This window comes from Streptomyces macrosporus (assembly GCF_039533145.1).
Classification (GTDB): Bacteria; Actinomycetota; Actinomycetes; order Streptomycetales; family Streptomycetaceae; genus Streptomyces; species Streptomyces macrosporus.
This window is the reverse complement of record NZ_BAAASZ010000012.1, coordinates 36409-53014: the sequence shown is the minus strand read 5'-3', so window position 1 is coordinate 53014 and position 16606 is coordinate 36409. Positions and strand designations below refer to the sequence as shown.

Genomic DNA, 16606 nt, shown 5'->3' with positions numbered 1-16606 from the left:
CCATGAGTGCCCGTGCCCGTCCCCCGATCCGCACCCCCGCCCGCCGCCACCGCCGCGCCGGGCGCCTGCGCCGGACCACCGCGCTCCCCCTGCTGCTCTCCGCGCTGCTGGCGACCGGGCTGTCCCTGTCCCCGGCCGCCGCCGACCCGGCGCCCGCCGCGGAGAACCTGCTGGTCGACCCCGGCTTCGAGACGTCGGACGGGGACGGCTTCGCCCAGTGCTGGCAGCGGGCCGGCTGGGGCGACAACACCTTCGCGTACTCCCTGACCACCGACGCGCACACCGGCGACCGCGCGGCGCGGCTGACGGTCACCGACTGGGCGAGCGGCGACCGCAAGATCATGGTCGAGGAGACCGCGGCGTGCGCCCCCGAGGTCGAGCCGGGCAAGCAGTACGACCTGGCGGTCCACTACACCTCCACCACCGACAACACCGTCTTCACCGCCTTCCGCCACGACCCGCGACAGGGCTGGCTGTACTGGACGGACCTCAAGACGCTGCCCGCCACCGGCACCTACACCCGTGCCGAGGTGCGCACCCCGCAGGTCCCCGAGGGCACCGACCGGATCGCCTGGGGCGTCACCGTCTACGGCGGGGGCGGCACCCTCACCCTCGACGACGCCGAGATGACCGCCGTCGCGGTCGATCCGCCCGAGGAGCCCCAGGACCCCGACGCGTCGGGGTCCTGGGAGGTGCGCCAGATGGACGCGGAGGCGCGCGCCATGCACTTCGTCCAGCTCCACAACGGCAAGGTGCTGATGATCGCGGGCTCGGGCAACGACCCGGACCGCTTCGCGGCGGGCACCTTCACCTCCCACCTGTACGACCCGGCCACCGGGGAGATGACGGACGTCGACACCCCCGAGGACCTCTTCTGCTCCGGGCACGTCCACCTGGAGGACGGCCGGGTGCTGGTCATGGGCGGCAACCTGGACTACCCGGCCGCCGACGGCTCGCACGGCTACAAGGGCCTGAAGAACTCCTACGTCTTCGACCCGGCCACCAACGAGTACACCCGGGTGAACGACATGAACGCCGGGCACTGGTACCCCTCGGCCACCGTGTTGGGCAACGGCGACGTCCTCTCCCTCGGCGGCCTGGACGAGAAGTCCGAGGGAACGGTCACCGCCGAGTACTTCTCCGCCGACCGGCAGCGCTGGCTCGGCCTGCACGAGGTCAACCAGACCTGGTCGTTCTGGGGCCTGTACCCGTCGATGATCCTCCTCCAGGACGGCCGGCTGTTCTACAGCGGCAGCCACGTCTTCGGCAACGGCCTGCCGGGGACGGGCGCCTCGCTGTACGACTACGGCACCGGGACGATCACCGACGTGCCCGGCCTGCGCCGCAAGGACGAGCGCGACCAGTCGATGAGCGTCCTGCTGCCCCCGGCCCAGCGGCAGCGGGTGGCGACCTTCGGCGGCGGCAACGTCGACAGCAACCCCGCCGCCCACCGGCTCACCGACATCGTCGACCTGGGCGTGCCCGACCCGGCCTACGTCCCCGGCCCGGACCTGCCGCGGGGCCACTACTCCGACGGCACCCCGCAGACGGGCGACGAGGGGAAGATGTACGTCTCGGCGGTGATCCTGCCGGACGGCACCGTGCTGGAGACCGGCGGCGCGCTCCACAACCGGGCCGAGCCGGTGCACGAGGCGTCGATCTTCGACCCGACGACCGACACCTTCACCCCGGTGGCCCCCGACCCCGAGCCGCGCGGCTACCACTCCGGTTCGCTGCTGCTGCCCGACGGCCGGGTGCTGAGCTACGGCGACAACCCCGGTGACGGCAGCTACGCCACCACCCTGTCGCTGTACTCGCCGCCGTACCTGTCCAAGGGGCCGCGGCCCGACATCGCGCCCCCGTCCTCGCGGGAGTGGACGTACGGCACCGAGAACCGGATCACCGTCTCCGGCGGCGGGCAGATCACCAAGGCCGCGCTGGTCCGGCCCGAGGCGGTCACCCACTCCTCCGACCCCAACCAGCGCTACGTCGACCTGCCGATGACGGTGCACGGCGAGGCGCCCGGCGGCGGCACGGAGATCGGCCTGAACCTGACCGACAACCCGAACCTGGCCCCGCCCGGCTGGTACATGCTCTTCGTCACCGACGCGAACGGCGTGCCGTCGGTCGCCGAGTGGGTGAGGATCGAGGGCGAGGAGCAGGCCGCCCGGACGCTGCGGACCGAACCGGCGGCGGACGCGACCTCGCCGAAGGCGGGCACCGGCGACGCCGAGGCGTCCGAGCGGCACGGGAGGCACGGGACGTCCGAGCACGGGAAGCGGCCCCGCCGCCCGGCCCGGGACGTCGAGGCGTGGGTGGACGGCTGCGACCGCTCCTACGGCGACCCCTCGCAGTGCCTGCCGAGCGTCTTCCCCGCGGAGGTGAAGGGCTCCGCCGCCAAGTGCCGCTGGCTGGACGGCCAGGGCTGGAAGCCCTTCCCGGTCCACGGCCGGGACCGGCACCGGTTGGACACCGACCGCGACGGCACGGCCTGCGGGCGGGGCGACCGGGGAGGTGCCATCGGCTGACGGCCGACCGCGCCGCGGCGGGCCGCCGCGGCGCGGTGGGACGGAGCACCCTCCGGCGTCGGGTATGCTGGTTCTCGCAGGTCGGCGGGTCGGCGCACATCGCGCGGGCCACAGTCCCTGCGGGCGCCGCTAGCTCAGTTGGTTAGAGCAGCTGACTCTTAATCAGCGGGTCCGGGGTTCGAGTCCCTGGCGGCGTACCCACCCCTTCGGGCCCCACCGTCTCGCGGTGGGGCCCGAACGCGTCTCCGGGGCCGTCGGCGGTCGCGTCCGGGCTCGTCCGGTGGGCGAGCGCTCAGTCGATGCCCCGGCAGATGTGCTGCTCGCCCTCGTCGTCGTCGTCCCCGGCGAGGCGCAGCGGCGGCGGAGAGAGCGGCAGTTCGTCGAAGGCCCGCCCGGCGGCAGGCTGTTCGTCGGCTTCCGGTTGCGCTGTGTCATACATGGCGGAACGACAGCCTCCGTGTCCAGGGAATCTCGGTCCTCCGAGTACCGCGTCCCCCGCCGTTCAATCCCGGGCGGGCGGAGGCGACAACCGGTTCGGCCGTAAGCTTCACCCTTGCGGCCACACCTCGTGGTCCGTGAAACTGTCCTGCCATCATGGGCTCCCCGCCCGCAGGGGGACGCGAAGAGGCGACGGGGGCCTCACACCGGAATCCCGGACGACGGTACGGAACCGCGAGGCGGCCGTCCCGTGTCCGAGTGGGCAACGGTCGTACACACCACGTCCGGACCGGGGATCGTGAGCGCGCGGGGGGCATCGGCACGAGGGCACGCGCCTCGCCGCGTGCAGGGGGTTGGAAGTCATGACGTCGACGCCTACCGGCGCCGGGCAGCCACGGCTGCCCGACCACGACCCGTCCCAGACCCTGATGCTGGGCATACCCCGGCAACTCCGCCGCGGGCGGGGCACCGACGGGCGGAGGAGCGACGGTCGCGGCGGCCGCTGGTGGCACAAGGCACCGCCGCGCTACGACTACGAGCACTACAGCCGGCTCGCCGGGCCCCTCACCCAACCGGACCCGGGCAGGCCGTACCGCGTGCGCTACCGCAGCCTGCTCGCCGACGAGCCGCACCGCGTCGGCGCCGCCCTGCTGCTGGGCGCCGCGCCGCTGGTCTCCCTCGGTCTGCTGATCTGGCTGCTCCAGCCCGCCCACTGGACCCAGCGCGACGACGGCTCGGTCTCCGACCTGGTCCTCAAGCTCGACATCGTGATGCTGATCTCGATCGGCCTGATCGAGCTGTTCCGCACCGTCAACGTCTTCTCCAACGCCCACGCCACCCTGGTGGCCCGCGACCCCGTCCCGGTGGTGCCCGAGCCCGGCACCCGCGTCGCCTTCCTCACCTCCTTCGTGCCCGGCAAGGAGCCGTTGGAGATGGTCACGAGGACCCTGGAGGCGGCCGTGAGGGTCCGGCACCGGGGCACCGTGCACGTCTGGCTGCTGGACGAGGGCGACGACCCGGAGGTGAAGAAGGTCTGCGCGCGCCTGGGCGTGCGCCACTTCACCCGCAAGGGCGTACCCCAGTGGAACCAGGCCAAGGGCCCGCACCGGGCCAAGACCAAGCACGGCAACTACAACGCCTGGCTCCAGGCGCACGGCGACGACTACGACTTCTTCGCCTCCGTCGACACCGACCACGTGCCGCAGCCCAACTACCTGGAGCGGATGCTCGGCTTCTTCCGCGACCCGGACGTCGGCTTCGTCATCGGCCCGCAGGTGTACGGCAACTACGACACCTTCGTCACCAAGGCCGCCGAGAGCCAGCAGTTCCTCTTCCACGCCCTGATCCAACGGGCCGGCAACCGCTACGGCGCCCCGATGTTCGTCGGGACCAGCAACGCCGTGCGGATCAGCGCGCTCAAGCAGATCGGCGGCCTGTACGACTCCATCACCGAGGACATGGCCACCGGCTTCGAGATGCACCGGGCCCGCAACCCGCTCACCGGCAACACGTGGCGCTCGGTCTACACCCCGGACGTGCTGGCCGTCGGCGAGGGCCCCAACTCCTGGACGGACTTCTTCACCCAGCAGCTCCGCTGGAGCCGCGGCACCTACGAGACCATCCTCAAGCAGTTCTGGAAGGCGCCCTTCACGCTGCCGCCGGGCAAGCTGCTCAACTACACCCTGATGGTCGTCTTCTACCCGATGTCGGCGCTCAACTGGATCCTGGCGGCGCTGAGCTGCGCCCTCTTCCTGGGATTGGGCGCCTCCGGCGTGCAGATCGACCCGGTGATCTGGATGATGCTCTACGGCAACGCCTCCGCGCTCCAGATCGGCCTGTACGTCTGGAACCGGCGGCACAACGTCTCCCCCCACGAGCCCGAGGGGTCCGGCGGCGTCGCGGGCATGGTGATGTCCGCGCTCTCCGCGCCGATCTACGCACGCTCCCTGCTGGACGCGGTACTGCGCCGCAAGAGCGCGTTCGTGGTGACGCCCAAGGGCGACTCCGCCAGCCCGGACACCCTCTTCGGCACCTTCCGCGTCCACCTGTTCTTCATCGCCGTCTTCGGCGGCTCGCTGGTCGGCTCCTTCTGGCTGGGCCACGACCACCCGGCGATGATCACCTGGGCCTCTCTCGCCCTCCTGATCACCACGGCGCCGATCCTCGTCTGGCGCTGGACCCTCCGTCAGGAGAGGAAGAAGCGGCGGGCCGGCCGGAGGAGGGCCGGCCGGAGCGGGGGTGACGGCTCCGGTGGGGCCGCCGACCGGCCGACGGCCGCCCCGGCCGCCTCGTCGGAGGAGACCATGCAGATCGTCCTTGGGGGACAGCGACAGTGAAGTACCGACCGAGCCGCCGTGCACGCCGGATCGCCGTCACCACGGTGGTCGTCCTGGCCCTGGCCGGGATGAACGGGCCCGCGCTCTACCGCTTCGGCAGCGAGACCTACCACGACTACAAGATCAACCAGCCCGAGTACAAGGCCGCGAACGGGCACTGGAAGGTCGTGGACGTCCCGGAGGAGCACCGGATCAACACGATCCACGCGGCGCTGCTGCACACCGGCAAGGTGCTGCTCATCGCGGGCTCCGGCAACGACGCCCAGCAGTTCGAGGCCAAGACCTTCCGCACGGTGCTGTGGGACCCGGAGGAGAACACCTTCGAGGACGTCCCCACGCCCAACGACCTGTTCTGCGCCGGGCACACCCAGCTGCCCGACGGAAAACTGCTGGTCGCCGGCGGCACCCAGCGCTACGAGACCCTCGAAGGCGACGTGGAGAAGGCCGGCGGCCTGATGATCGTCTACAACGAGAACCCGGACAAGCCGAAGACCTTCCCCGCCGGCACCCGCTTCACCGGCCGCTCCAACGGCAGGACCTTCGCCTCCAACGCCCCGATCGTCGTGCCGCGCGCCAAGAAGAGGGTCGACCCGGTCACCGGCGAGGTGACGGTCACCGCCGGCTCGGCGCGGGTCTACGTGGAGGCCCTGAAGAAGGGCAGGAAGCACCAGACCGGAACCCAGGACCAGTACCGCATCCACGGCCTGAGGGGCGAGGACGGCCGGAACCTCTACGGCATCGCCCAGAAGCTCTCCTTCGACAAGAAGGACTTCCAGGGCATCAAGGACGCCTACGAGTTCGATCCGGTGGCCGAGCGCTACGTCAAGGTCGACCCGATGATGGAGGCCCGCTGGTACCCGACGCTGACCACCCTGGAGGACGGCAGCGTCCTGTCGGTCTCCGGGCTGGACGAGATCGGCCAGGTCGTCCCCGGCAAGAACGAGATCTACGACCCGAAGACCAGGAAGTGGTCGTACACCTCCGCCAAGCGGTTCTTCCCCACCTACCCCGCGCTCTTCCTCGCCGACGACGGCAAGATCTTCTACACCGGCTCCAACGCCGGCTACGGCCCGGCCGACGAGGGCCGCACCCCCGGCATCTGGGACCTGGAGACCAACGAGTTCCGGGAGGTGCCGGGCATCGGCGACCCGAAGATCCTGGAGACCTCCATGTCGGTGCTGCTGCCGCCCGCCCAGGAGCAGCGGTACATGGTGCTCGGCGGCGGCGGGGTCGGCGAGAGCCGCGAGGTCACCGCCAGGACCCGGATCGTGGACCTCACCGAGGAGAACCCGCGGTTCACCGACGGCCCCGACCTGTACGCCCCGGTCCGCTACCCCAGCAGCGTGATCCTCCCCGACGACACGGTGCTGACCACCAACGGCTCCGGCGACTACCGCGGCCGCAGCGACTCCAACGTCCTGAAGGCCGAGCTGTACGACCCGAAGGCCGACACCACCCGTCCGGTGGCCGACCCGCTGGTGGGCCGCAACTACCACTCGGGCGCGCTGCTGCTGCCCGACGGCCGGGTGATGACCTTCGGCTCCGACTCGCTGTTCGCCGACGCGGCCAACACCAAGCCGGGCGATTTCGAGCAGCAGATCGACCTCTACTCCCCGCCGTACCTCTTCCAGGGGGACCGGCCCGAGCTGCGCGGCACCGACGAGCCGAAGACGGTGGAGTTGGGCGGGACGGTGACGTACGCCTCGAAGGACGCCGCGCGGATCAGGACCGCCCGGCTGATCCGGCCCGGCTCCTTCACCCACGTCACCAACGTCGAACAGCGCTCCGTCGCCGTGGAGTTCGAGCGGACGGAGGACGGACTGGCCTTCACCCTCCCGGACGACCCGTCGCTGGTGCCGCCCGGCTACTACATGCTCACCGTGGTGGACGACAAGGGCGTGCCCTCCGAGGCGGTCTGGCTGAAGGTCCCGGTCTCGCCGAAGGCGAAGTCGGTGGGCTGAGCCGGTGGAGCGAGCCGGTGGAGCGAGCGCCCCGCGCCGCGGTCGCGAGAGGGCCGCCGGCGGATCCCCTCGGGGATCCGCCGGCGGCCCTCCGCCGTTTCCGGCGCTCGTTCCCCGGCCTACTTCCCGGCGTTGCGCACGAGTTCGAGCGCGTACTCCTCCCACCACACGCCCGCCTGCGGACCGCCTTTGCAGGCGCCGTCCGACTCCCCGGGCCGCTTGATCCACAGGTAGGCGTCGACCAGCTCCTCGCCGGTCCGCGTGGTGGGCTCCTCGCCCAGCGCCCGGCCCGGCGGGTTGCACCACGCCTCGGCGTCCTCCTCGCCGTCGACCGGGCCGTTGCCGTTGCGGCTGGTGTCGATCACGAAGTGCTTGCCGCCGACCATGGAGGACAGGCGCTTGCCGTAGTCGATGTTCTCCTCGGTGGTCTGGTAGTTGGAGACGTTGAGCGCGAAGCCGTCCGCGCGGGCGATGCCGGCCCGCCTGAGCGGTTCGACCATCCCTCCGGGGTCCTTGATCCAGCGCGGGTTGCCCGCGTCGATGTAGACCGTGGTCTCCGGAAGGTCCTTGAGCCGGTGCACGGCCTCGTTCAGCAGCGCGTACCGCTCCTCGTGGAACTCCGGCGGGGTGCAGCCGTCCATGACGTGCGGCAGCGCGTCCGGCTCGACGATCACCGTGGCGGGGCGGTCGCCGATGCCCTCCACCACGCCGTCGAGCCAGGCGCGGTAGGCGTCGCCGTCCGCGGCTCCGCCCTTGGAGTACCGGCCGCAGTCGCGGTGCGGGATGTTGTAGAGGACCAGCAGGGCGACGCGGTCCGCCTTCTCGGCGGCCTCGGTGATCCGCCGGGTCCGCCCCTCGGGGTCGTCCGGGCCGATCCACTCGGCGACGGGCCGGCGGGCTATCTCCTCGATCAGCTCCGCCTCCTCCGTCCTCCCCTCCTCGCGCAGCTCGGAGACCCGGATGGCGGCGGTGCCGTCGGGATCGACCCAGTACGGGACCTGCGAGGCGGGCTGCCGCCCCGGCTCGGGCGCGTCGTCGGACGAGGCGTCCGACGCTCCGGAACAGCCCGTGAGCAGCAGCAGAGCCCCCACCACCGCGCTCCCCGCCACCCTTGCGGGCCGCGCGGCACCGTGCTGACGGCCGGCGTGAAAGCCGTACATCCAACTCCCCTTTGGAGACGGTACGAAGCCGGTCGCCCCCATCGTGGCACACGGACGGCCCGCCCCGGCCCGCCGGCCTCCGACCGGCACCTCCCCACACCGAGGCGGCGGTGCGCGGGGATCGCGGTGGTCGTCGGGCGGCGCTCGCCGTGTTCTCCGCCCGGCCCGACCGGGGCTCAGCCGACCGGGGCCGGCGCGCCGGAGTTCGTTCCCGCAGCGGGGCGGACCCCGGTGAGGTACGCCGAGACCACCAGGTTGGCGGTGTAGGAGCCGGCGGCCCGGTCGAAGGTGCCGGTGCAGGTGATGAGCCTCAACTCGGCCCGTCCGTCGCGGCGGGCGCCGTAGACCTCCTCCGGGTCGAAGTCGGCGCGCTCGGCGACCGAGACGTCCTCGACGGTGAACTCCGCGACCGTGCCGTCCGCCCGTGCCACGTGGACCCGGGTGCCCGGGCCCACGGCGGTGAGGCGGTGGAAGACCGCCCGGCCGGTGTCCGTGTCCAGGTGGCCCACGAGCAGCGCCGCGCCCTCGGTGCCGGGGGCCGGGCCGCCGCCGTACCAGCCGACGAGGTCGGGGGTGTCCATCGGCGGGGGCTCGATCGCGCCGTCGCGGTCCAGCCCCCGTTCGACGATCCGGGCGTGGACGCCGATGGCGTCGATGTCGACGCGCCTGGGCTCGGAGTCGGGCAGCGGCGCGTGGGCCGCGGGCAGCGTCCGAACCGCGTCGGACCGGTCGGAGGCGCCGGGCGCGCCGTCGGACACGCCGCCGGACGCGCTGCCCGGCGGGCCGTCGAACGCGCGGCCGGACACGGGGACGCCGCCGGGCTCCGGGCCCGGCGGCGGTCCGGTGACGTCGGTCAGCGCCCGTCCCCACAGCCACAGCCCGAGCAGCAGCACCGTCCACACCGCCGCCGCCACGACGCGCCCGGTGCCGCTCGCGCGCGGCTCGCGGAACGTGGTGTCGTCGTACACGGCCGGCCGTCTCAGTGGTCGGCGTCGGAGCGGTCCCGGCGGCGCGACGAGAGGGCCCGCCAGGCGACGGCCAGGGCGGCGGCGCCCGCCAGTCCGGCGCCCAGGGCGGTGTGGAGGGCGCCGGGCCCGGCGTCCTCGGCCCGCTCCGCGGTGCCGCCGCCTCCGGCCGGCACGGGGGCGATCGGGCCGGCGGTCGGGGTGCCGGTCGGCGACACGGCGGGGGACGCCGACGGGGACGCCGCCGGGGAGGAGGGCGGTCCGGAGGCGGAGCGGCGCACGGTCAGCCGTCCGGTGAGGGGGCGGCCCTCGACCCCCTCGCACTCCACCGTGACCCGGTACCGCCTCTCCTCGGCGTCCGAGCGGATCCTCGCCTCGCCGAAGAGTCCGCCGTCGGCCGAGGGCGCCAACCTGGCGTCGGCGACGAACGCCTCGGAGCGCGCGGTTCCGACGGTTCCCTTGCAGCCCCGGGCCACCACCGTGACCTCGGCGCCGGGGCGGGCGGTCGCGGGCGTGATCCGCACCGACGCCGTCCCCGCGGTGTCGGGGGACGCGGTGTCGGGGGGGGCGATGTCGGGGGACGCGATGTCGGGGGACGCGGTGCCGGTGCCGCGGGGACTCGGTTCCTCCCCGAGAGCGGCGGGGGCGGCCGGGAGGGTCAGGGCGCAGGCGGCGAGGGCCGAGACGAGGGCGGGTCGGACGAGTCGGGCGGTGCGGCAGGTAACCATGTCGAACCTCCGGATCGGTACTCCCGAAGATCCGCCGCACCGTCCCGGCCCGCATCCCGGCACCGGCCCGCGCTGCTCCGTTCGGGGGTGCGCCGAACGTGTCCGGGGCCGGGCGGGACCGGGCGGATCAGACCCGCTCGACGAGGTCCGCGATCGAGTCCACGACCTTCGAGGGACGGAAGGGGTAGCGGTCGACGTCGCCGGGCCCGGTCAGCCCGGTCAGGACCAGGAAGGTCTCCATCCCCGCCTCCAGTCCGGCCAGGACGTCGGTGTCCATCCGGTCGCCGATCATCGCGCTGGACTCGGAGTGGGCGCCTATGACGTTGAGCCCGGCCCGCATCATCAGCGGGTTGGGCTTGCCGACGAAGTACGGCTCGCGCCCGGTCGCCTTGGTGATCAGCGCCGCGACCGATCCGGTGGCGGGCAGCACGCCCTCGGCGGACGGGCCGGTCTCGTCGGGGTTGGTGGCGATGAACCGCGCCCCGGCGTTGATCAGCCGGATCGCCTTGGTGAGCGCCTCGAAGCTGTAGGTGCGCGTCTCCCCGAGGACCACGTAGTCCGGCTCGGTGTCGGTGAGGATGTACCCGATGTCGTGCAGGGCGGTGGTGAGACCGGCCTCGCCGATGACGTACGCGGTGCCGCCGGGCCGCTGGTCGTCCAGGAACTTGGCGGTGGCCAGGGCGGAGGTCCAGATGTTCTCCACCGGCACCTCCAGTCCCATCCGCCTCAGCCGGGCGTGCAGGTCGCGGGGCGTGTAGATCGAGTTGTTGGTCAGCACCAGGAACGGCCTGCCGGACTCCCTCAGCCGCTTGATGAAGGCGTCGGCACCGGGGATGGGAACCCCCTCGTGGACGAGCACCCCGTCCATGTCGGTGAGCCACGACTCGATCGGTTTGCGCTCCGCCATGCGTCACTCCTGCCTGTCGCACACACGTACCAGGGGCGGCGGCACCGCGCCGAGCCGTGCCGACGCCCCCAGCGTAGTCACTCTCCGACCACCCCTTCCCCGCCGGGCGGCGTCCACGTCAGCGGGCCGCGAGCCGGTTCCAACCTGCCGAAGAGCGGCGCCAGGACCAGGTGCGCGGCGCCGTCGGCGACCAGTCGCGCACCGCCGGGCGCAGTGGAGACCGGGACGGGGCGGCCGTCGGTGCGCTCGGCGCGGGCGGCCAGGACCGCCGCGACGCCCGCGCGGTACGGCTCCGGGTCGGCCAGCACGGTGCGCCCGCCCAGCACCACGCGGTCGATGTCCAGCAGTCCGGCGAGGTTGGCGGCCCCCACGCCCAGGGCCCTGGCCGCCGCCGCGGTGTCGCCCCGGGCGACGGCAGCCAGGCACAGCGCCTCCAGGCAGCCGCGGTCCCCGCAGCCGCACTCCGGGCCGTCCACCTGCACGACCTGGTGGCCGAACTCCCCGGCCCCGGTGCGCGCGCCCCGGTACAGCGTCCCGTCCAGGACGAGCCCGGCGCCCAGCCCGGTGCCCAGGTGCAGGTAGGCGAACGACTCCCCGCCGCTCCCGCTCCCCGCGCCGTCCGCGCCGCGCAGGGCGAGGCCGAGCGCCGCGGCGTTGGTGTCCTTGTCCAGGGCGACGGGCAGGGCCAGGCGTTCGGCCAGCGCGTCCCGCAGCGGAAAGCCGTCCCACCCCGGGAAGCCGGTCACCCGCCGCAGCACCCCGGCGCGGTGTTCCAGCGGCCCCGGACAGGCCACCCCCACGCCCAGCACACCGGCGCGCGGCCCGGCCTCGGGCGCCGTGGGGGCGAGCAGGACGCGCACCGCCTCGACCGCCTCCTCCAGGGCGCGCTCCGGGGGCGCCCCGAGGTCGAAGGGGGCGCGGTGGACCGCGACCGGGCCGCCGAGGAGGTCCGCCAGGACGGCGGTGAGCTCGTCGCGGTCCAGGTGCAGCCCCACCGCGTACCGGGCGTCGCGCACCAGGCGCCAGACCGTGCGCGGCTTGCCGCCCGTGGAGGGGCGCCGGCCGGCCTCGGCGACCAGGCCCGCGTCCCGCAGCCGGGCGGTGATCTTGCTGACGGCCTGCGGCGTGAGCCCCGTGCCCTCGGCCAGCTCCGGTCTGCTCGCGCCCGTCTCGCCCGCCGCGCGCAGCAGGTCCAGGACGAGCGCGGCGTTGTGGCCGCGCACGGCGGGCAGGTTCGCGGCGCCCGGGAGGGAACCGGAGAGGAGCCTGGGGAAACCGGCGGGGAAGGCAGGTGTCACCGGGCCATTGTCGCGCCCGCTTGCGCTTTCGCAACACTGTTGCCAAAGTGGGCGCATGGACGTCGCCACCTCTGCCGCCCCCTCCACCACCCCGCCCTCCCGCCCGCTGCGCGTCGGACTGATCGGCTACGGCCTGGCCGGCTCCGTCTTCCACGCGCCGCTGATCGCCACCACCGACGGCCTCGTCCTGGACACCGTCGTCACCTCCAACCCCGAGCGGCAGCGGCAGGCCCGCGCCGAGCACGGCGAGGAGCTGCGCACCGCCGCGGACGCCGACGAGCTGTTCGCGCGCGCCGACGAGCTGGACCTCGTCGTCGTCGCCTCCCCCAACCGCACCCACGTCGACCTGGCCCGCCGCGCCCTGGAAGCGGACCTGGCCGTCGTCGTCGACAAGCCGCTCGCGGCCACGGCCGCCGAGGCGGAGGCGCTCGCCGACCTCGCCGAACGCCGGGGGCTGCTGCTGTCGGTCTTCCAGAACCGCCGCTGGGACAACGACTTCCTCACCCTGCGCGCCCTCCTCGACGAGGGCGCGCTCGGCGACGTGTGGCGCTTCGAGTCCCGCTTCGAGCGGTGGCGCCCGTCCCTCAAGGGCGGCTGGCGCGAGTCCGGCGACCCGGCCGACGTCGGCGGTCTCCTGTACGACCTGGGCAGCCACCTGGTGGACCAGGCGCTCACCCTCTTCGGCCCGGTCGACTCCGTCTACGCCGAGTCCGACGTCCGCCGCCCCGGCGCCCTGATCGACGACGACACCTTCGTCGCCCTCCACCACACCTCCGGCGTCCGCTCCCACCTGTGGACGAGCGCCACCGCCGCACACCTCGGCCCCCGCTTCCGGGCGCTGGGCAGCAAGGCCGCCTACGTCAAGTACGGCCTCGACCCGCAGGAGGACGCCCTGCGCGACGGCGCCCGCCCGACCCCGGGCGAGCGCTGGGGCGTGGAGCCGGAGTCGGCCTGGGGCGTCCTGGGGACCCCGGACGACGTGCGGCCCGTCCCCTCCCGCGACGGCGACTACCCCGCCTACTACGCCGCCGTCGCCCACGCCCTGCGCACCGGCGGCGAGCCCCCCGTCACCGCGCGGGAGGCCGCCCGGGCGCTGCGGGTGCTGGAGGCGGCCCGCGTCTCGGCGGCCGAGGGGCGCACCGTGCGCGTCGAGGAGGTCGGGGAGGCGGACACCGCCCGCCCCTGACCCCCACCGACCCGCGGGCGGGCCGCTCCCCGGTTCGGGGAGCGGCCCGCCCGCGCGTTCCACGGAGTCGACGACGCCCGCGCACCGGACCGCGGACCGGCCGGCGGCGCGGCGCCCGCCCTAACCGCCCAGCAGACGGGTCACGGTGTGGATCGCCAGACCGGCCAGCGCGCCCACCACCGTGCCGTTGATGCGGATGAACTGCAGGTCCCGGCCGACGTTCGCCTCGATCTTGCGGGAGGTGTGCTCGGCGTCCCAGCTCTCGATCGTCTCCGTGATCAGGGACGTGATCTCGTGCCGGTAGGTGGTGACGACGTGCGACGCCGCGCCCTCGATCCAGCCGTCGACCTTGCTCCGGAGCCCGCCGTCCGCCGACATCCGCGCCCCCAGCGAGAGCACCGAGGCGCGCACGCGCAGCCGCAGCTCGCTGCGCTCGTCCTCCACCGCCGCGACGATCATGGCCCGCACCGACGCCCAGATCGAGGCGATCACGTCCTGCACCTCGCCCCGGGAGAGGATCTCCGACTTCAGCCGCTCCACCCGGGCCCGGGTGTCGGGGTCGGACTGCAGGTCCTCGGCGAAGTCCCGCAGGAAGCGGTCCAGCGCCCCGCGCGCCGGATGGTCGGGCATGTCCCGCATCTCCGAGACGAAGCGCAGCAGCTCCTTGTAGACCCGCTCGCCGATCTTGCGGTCCACGAAGCGCGGCGTCCACCCCGGGGCGCCGCCGGCGACCGCGTCCATCACCGAGTCCTGGTGCCACACCAGCCAGTCGTAGGCCCGTACGCACACCAGGTCCACCGCCCGGCGGTGGCCGCCGTCGGCGACGATCCTCTCCAGCGTCCGGCCCAGGAGCGGCGCGATCTCCCGGGCGTGGGCACGACGGGTGACCGCCTCCGTCACCACCGCCTGCACGTCGTTGTCCCGCAGCACGGTCAGCGCCCCGCGCAGCGCGGTCGACAGCTCGGCCGTCACCCGGTCGGCGTTGTCGGGCCGGGCCAGCCAGTGCCCCAGCCGGCCGGCGATGCCCACCGAGCGCAGCCGGCGCCGCACCACGGCCTCCGACAGGAAGTTCTCGCCGACGAAGTCCCCCAGGCTGCGGCCCAACTGGTCCTTCTTCGTCGGGATGATCGCGGTGTGCGGGATCGGCAGCCCCAACGGCCGTTTGAACAGCGCGGTCACCGCGAACCAGTCGGCCAGCGCGCCCACCATGCCCGCCTCGGCCGCCGCCGCCACATAGCCCGCCCAGGCGCCCGCCCCGGCGTTCTCCGCCCAGGTGGCCAGCGCGAACACCACGGCCGCCACCAGCAACGCGCCCGTCGCGATGGCCTTCATCCGGCGCACCCCGCGGCGCTTCTCCTCGTCGGCGGCCGTGAACGCGGTCGGGTCGAACGCCGGCCGCGCCGCGGGGGGCGTCGGCACGGTGCTCCAGGGGGCTTCCCGGTCCGTCTTCTCGTCCGTTGTCGTCCGTTCCATCCCGCTCCACCCGTTCGAGACCCGTTCGAGTCGTCCCCCTCTGCATTGTCGCAAGGCACGGCGGACGGAACGGGAGCGGCGCCGCGGGCGTCCCACAGGGCGGGCCCGGCGGCCGATGACGTCCGCCGCCCGATTGACCATCGATCACGTAACGAGCGGGGGCTTCCGACCGGAGCGCCCCATCGGCCATGGGATCATGGACCCTTGCCGATCATTTCGCACACCTGTGGGCTTCCTACGCCCAGAGGGGGGACACCTTCCGTGTACGAACGAGGCTGCCGCCGGTGACCAGAAACATGGGATACGCCCTGCTGGCGGGGCTCGCGGCCGTCGCCATCCTGGTCTCCACCGCCATCTTCGTCGGTGCCGGAGGCCGCAAACCCGCTCCGGACGCCTCCGCGCCGCGAGGCGGCGAGTCCGCCGCGCCCGCGTCCTCGGGCGCCTGGGTGGGCACCTGGTCCGCCTCCCCCGCCTCCGCCGAACCGAACGCTCCCGCTGAGGGTTACCCGGACGCTTCACTGCGAAACGTGGTGCACACCTCGGTCGGCGGGACCGCCGCCCGCGTCCGGTTCTCCAACCTCTTCGGCACCCGCCCCCTGACCATCGCGGGCGCCACCCTCGCCCTGGCCGCCGAGCCCAGCAGCCCCGCCGCCGCGGCGGGCAGCATGCGCCGGCTGACCTTCGGCAACCGGCACGAGGTGACCGTCCCGGTCGGCTCCACGGTCACCAGCGACGCGGTGCGGCTGAACGTGCCCGCCGCCGCCGACCTGCTCGTCACCCTCTACACCCCGACCGGCTCCGGCGCCGTCACCCACCACCCCCACGCCCGCCAGACCAGCTACCTGGCCCGCGGCGACCAGGCGGCCGACACCACCGGCACCCCCTACACCGAGCAGACCACCTACTGGCGCTACGTGACCGCCGTGGACGTGTGGACGAACGAGACCGAGGGCGCCGTCGTGGTCCTCGGCGACTCCATCACCGACGGCGTCACCTCCAGCCCCGGGGCCAACCACCGCTGGACCGACTTCCTCGCCGACCGGCTGCGCACCGAACGCGGCGCCCCCCGCTACAGCGTCCTCAACCAGGGCATCAGCGGGAACCGCATCCTCCTCGACGCCTCCCCCGCCGACCCCAAGAACGGGCCCAGCGCCCTGAACCGGCTGGAGCGGGACGTGTTCTCCCGCACCGGAGCCGAGGTCCTCGTCGTCCAACTCGGCATCAACGACATCCTCAAGACGCCCCACCAGACCGATCCCCAGAAGATCGTGGACGGCCTGGAGCGGATCACCCAGCGCGCCCACCAGCGCGGGCTGCGGGTGATCGGGGCGACGCTGACGCCGTTCGGCGGGCACCGCAAGCACACCCCGCGACTGGAGGCCGTGCGGCAGCGGGTCAACGAGCAGATCCGCCGCGGCGGCGTCTTCGACGCGGTCGTCGACTTCGACGCGGCCCTGCGCGACCCCGCCGCCCCGCAGCGGCTCCGTCCCGCCTACGACTCCGGCGACCACCTCCACCCCAGCGACAGCGGCTTCCGCGCGATGGCCCAGGCCCTGGACCTGAGGATGCTCGAGGGCGCCTCGCCCGCCGTGCTCTGACCCCACACCGACGCCAGGACGTCCCGAC

Annotated in this window: 12 protein-coding genes and 1 tRNA gene; 6 read left to right on the top strand and 7 right to left on the bottom strand. The window is 73.6% G+C overall.

What is annotated here, in order from left to right; all coding sequences use genetic code 11:
• Positions 1 to 2: 2 nt before the first annotated feature.
• Positions 3 to 2528, top strand: a complete 2526-nt coding sequence (locus ABD335_RS07345; protein WP_344321283.1) for a galactose oxidase early set domain-containing protein — start codon at positions 3 to 5, stop codon at positions 2526 to 2528.
• 123 nt (positions 2529 to 2651) lie between these two features.
• Positions 2652 to 2725, top strand: a tRNA-Lys gene (locus ABD335_RS07340).
• A 95-nt stretch (positions 2726 to 2820) separates the two neighbouring features.
• Here the strand turns inward: ABD335_RS07340 and ABD335_RS07335 are convergent.
• Positions 2821 to 2967, bottom strand: coding sequence for a hypothetical protein (locus tag ABD335_RS07335; RefSeq protein ID WP_344321282.1), 147 nt, complete (start codon positions 2965 to 2967; stop codon positions 2821 to 2823).
• A 361-nt stretch (positions 2968 to 3328) separates the two neighbouring features.
• Here ABD335_RS07335 and ABD335_RS07330 point away from each other — a divergent pair, with 361 nt between their 5' ends.
• Together ABD335_RS07330 and glxA are read left to right on the top strand one after the other, a co-directional pair.
• Positions 3329 to 5302, top strand: coding sequence for a glycosyltransferase family 2 protein (locus ABD335_RS07330; RefSeq protein ID WP_344321281.1), 1974 nt, complete (start codon positions 3329 to 3331; stop codon positions 5300 to 5302).
• A complete protein-coding gene (gene glxA, locus ABD335_RS07325) occupies positions 5299 to 7263 on the top strand; it encodes a radical copper oxidase GlxA (protein WP_344321280.1) in 1965 nt (654 codons plus the stop codon). Before ABD335_RS07330 ends, glxA begins: the two co-directional genes overlap by 4 nt.
• A 119-nt stretch (positions 7264 to 7382) precedes the next feature.
• Here glxA and ABD335_RS07320 read toward each other — a convergent pair whose 3' ends face one another.
• From ABD335_RS07320 to ABD335_RS07300, 5 genes are all read right to left on the bottom strand, one after another.
• On the bottom strand, positions 7383 to 8423 hold the full coding sequence (locus ABD335_RS07320; protein ID WP_344321279.1) for a glycoside hydrolase family 6 protein: 1041 nt from the start codon (positions 8421 to 8423) through the stop codon (positions 7383 to 7385).
• Between the two features lie 176 nt (positions 8424 to 8599).
• Positions 8600 to 9391: a class F sortase gene (locus ABD335_RS07315; RefSeq protein WP_344321278.1), complete on the bottom strand. Its 792-nt coding sequence runs from the start codon at positions 9389 to 9391 to the stop codon at positions 8600 to 8602.
• Between the two features lie 11 nt (positions 9392 to 9402).
• Entirely contained in the window at positions 9403 to 10116 is a 714-nt protein-coding gene (locus ABD335_RS07310; protein WP_344321277.1) for a hypothetical protein, read from the bottom strand.
• A gap of 127 nt (positions 10117 to 10243) precedes the next feature.
• Positions 10244 to 11023 (bottom strand): HAD-IIA family hydrolase, encoded by a 780-nt coding sequence (locus tag ABD335_RS07305; RefSeq protein ID WP_344321276.1) that lies wholly within the window; start codon positions 11021 to 11023, stop codon positions 10244 to 10246.
• Positions 11024 to 11100: 77 nt separating this feature from the next.
• On the bottom strand, positions 11101 to 12378 hold the full coding sequence (locus tag ABD335_RS07300) for an ROK family transcriptional regulator (protein ID WP_425583562.1): 1278 nt from the start codon (positions 12376 to 12378) through the stop codon (positions 11101 to 11103).
• On the opposite strand from ABD335_RS07300, the gene ABD335_RS07295 reads away from it, so the two are divergent.
• Positions 12377 to 13507, top strand: a complete 1131-nt coding sequence (locus ABD335_RS07295; RefSeq protein ID WP_344321274.1) for a Gfo/Idh/MocA family oxidoreductase — start codon at positions 12377 to 12379, stop codon at positions 13505 to 13507. The two genes, ABD335_RS07300 and ABD335_RS07295, sit on opposite strands and share 2 nt — an antisense overlap.
• A 120-nt stretch (positions 13508 to 13627) precedes the next feature.
• On the opposite strand, the gene ABD335_RS07290 is transcribed toward ABD335_RS07295, so the two are convergent.
• Positions 13628 to 14980 carry a DUF445 domain-containing protein gene (locus tag ABD335_RS07290; protein ID WP_344321273.1) on the bottom strand — a complete coding sequence of 451 codons (1353 nt, stop codon included), beginning with the start codon at positions 14978 to 14980 and terminating at the stop codon, positions 13628 to 13630.
• A gap of 284 nt (positions 14981 to 15264) precedes the next feature.
• Here ABD335_RS07290 and ABD335_RS07285 point away from each other — a divergent pair, with 284 nt between their 5' ends.
• Positions 15265 to 16578: an SGNH/GDSL hydrolase family protein gene (locus ABD335_RS07285; protein ID WP_425583561.1), complete on the top strand. Its 1314-nt coding sequence runs from the start codon at positions 15265 to 15267 to the stop codon at positions 16576 to 16578.
• Positions 16579 to 16606 lie beyond the last annotated feature (28 nt).

Coding starts and splice junctions, on each gene's coding strand:
- ABD335_RS07345 (WP_344321283.1), top strand. CDS start 3: ATGAGTGCCCGTGCCCGTCCCCCGATCCGCACCCCCGCCCGCCGCCAC.
- ABD335_RS07335 (WP_344321282.1), bottom strand. CDS start 2,967: ATGTATGACACAGCGCAACCGGAAGCCGACGAACAGCCTGCCGCCGGG.
- ABD335_RS07330 (WP_344321281.1), top strand. CDS start 3,329: ATGACGTCGACGCCTACCGGCGCCGGGCAGCCACGGCTGCCCGACCAC.
- ABD335_RS07320 (WP_344321279.1), bottom strand. CDS start 8,423: ATGTACGGCTTTCACGCCGGCCGTCAGCACGGTGCCGCGCGGCCCGCA.
- ABD335_RS07310 (WP_344321277.1), bottom strand. CDS start 10,116: ATGGTTACCTGCCGCACCGCCCGACTCGTCCGACCCGCCCTCGTCTCG.
- ABD335_RS07305 (WP_344321276.1), bottom strand. CDS start 11,023: ATGGCGGAGCGCAAACCGATCGAGTCGTGGCTCACCGACATGGACGGG.
- ABD335_RS07295 (WP_344321274.1), top strand. CDS start 12,377: ATGGACGTCGCCACCTCTGCCGCCCCCTCCACCACCCCGCCCTCCCGC.
- ABD335_RS07300 (WP_425583562.1), bottom strand. CDS start 12,378: ATGCGCCCACTTTGGCAACAGTGTTGCGAAAGCGCAAGCGGGCGCGAC.
- ABD335_RS07290 (WP_344321273.1), bottom strand. CDS start 14,980: ATGGAACGGACGACAACGGACGAGAAGACGGACCGGGAAGCCCCCTGG.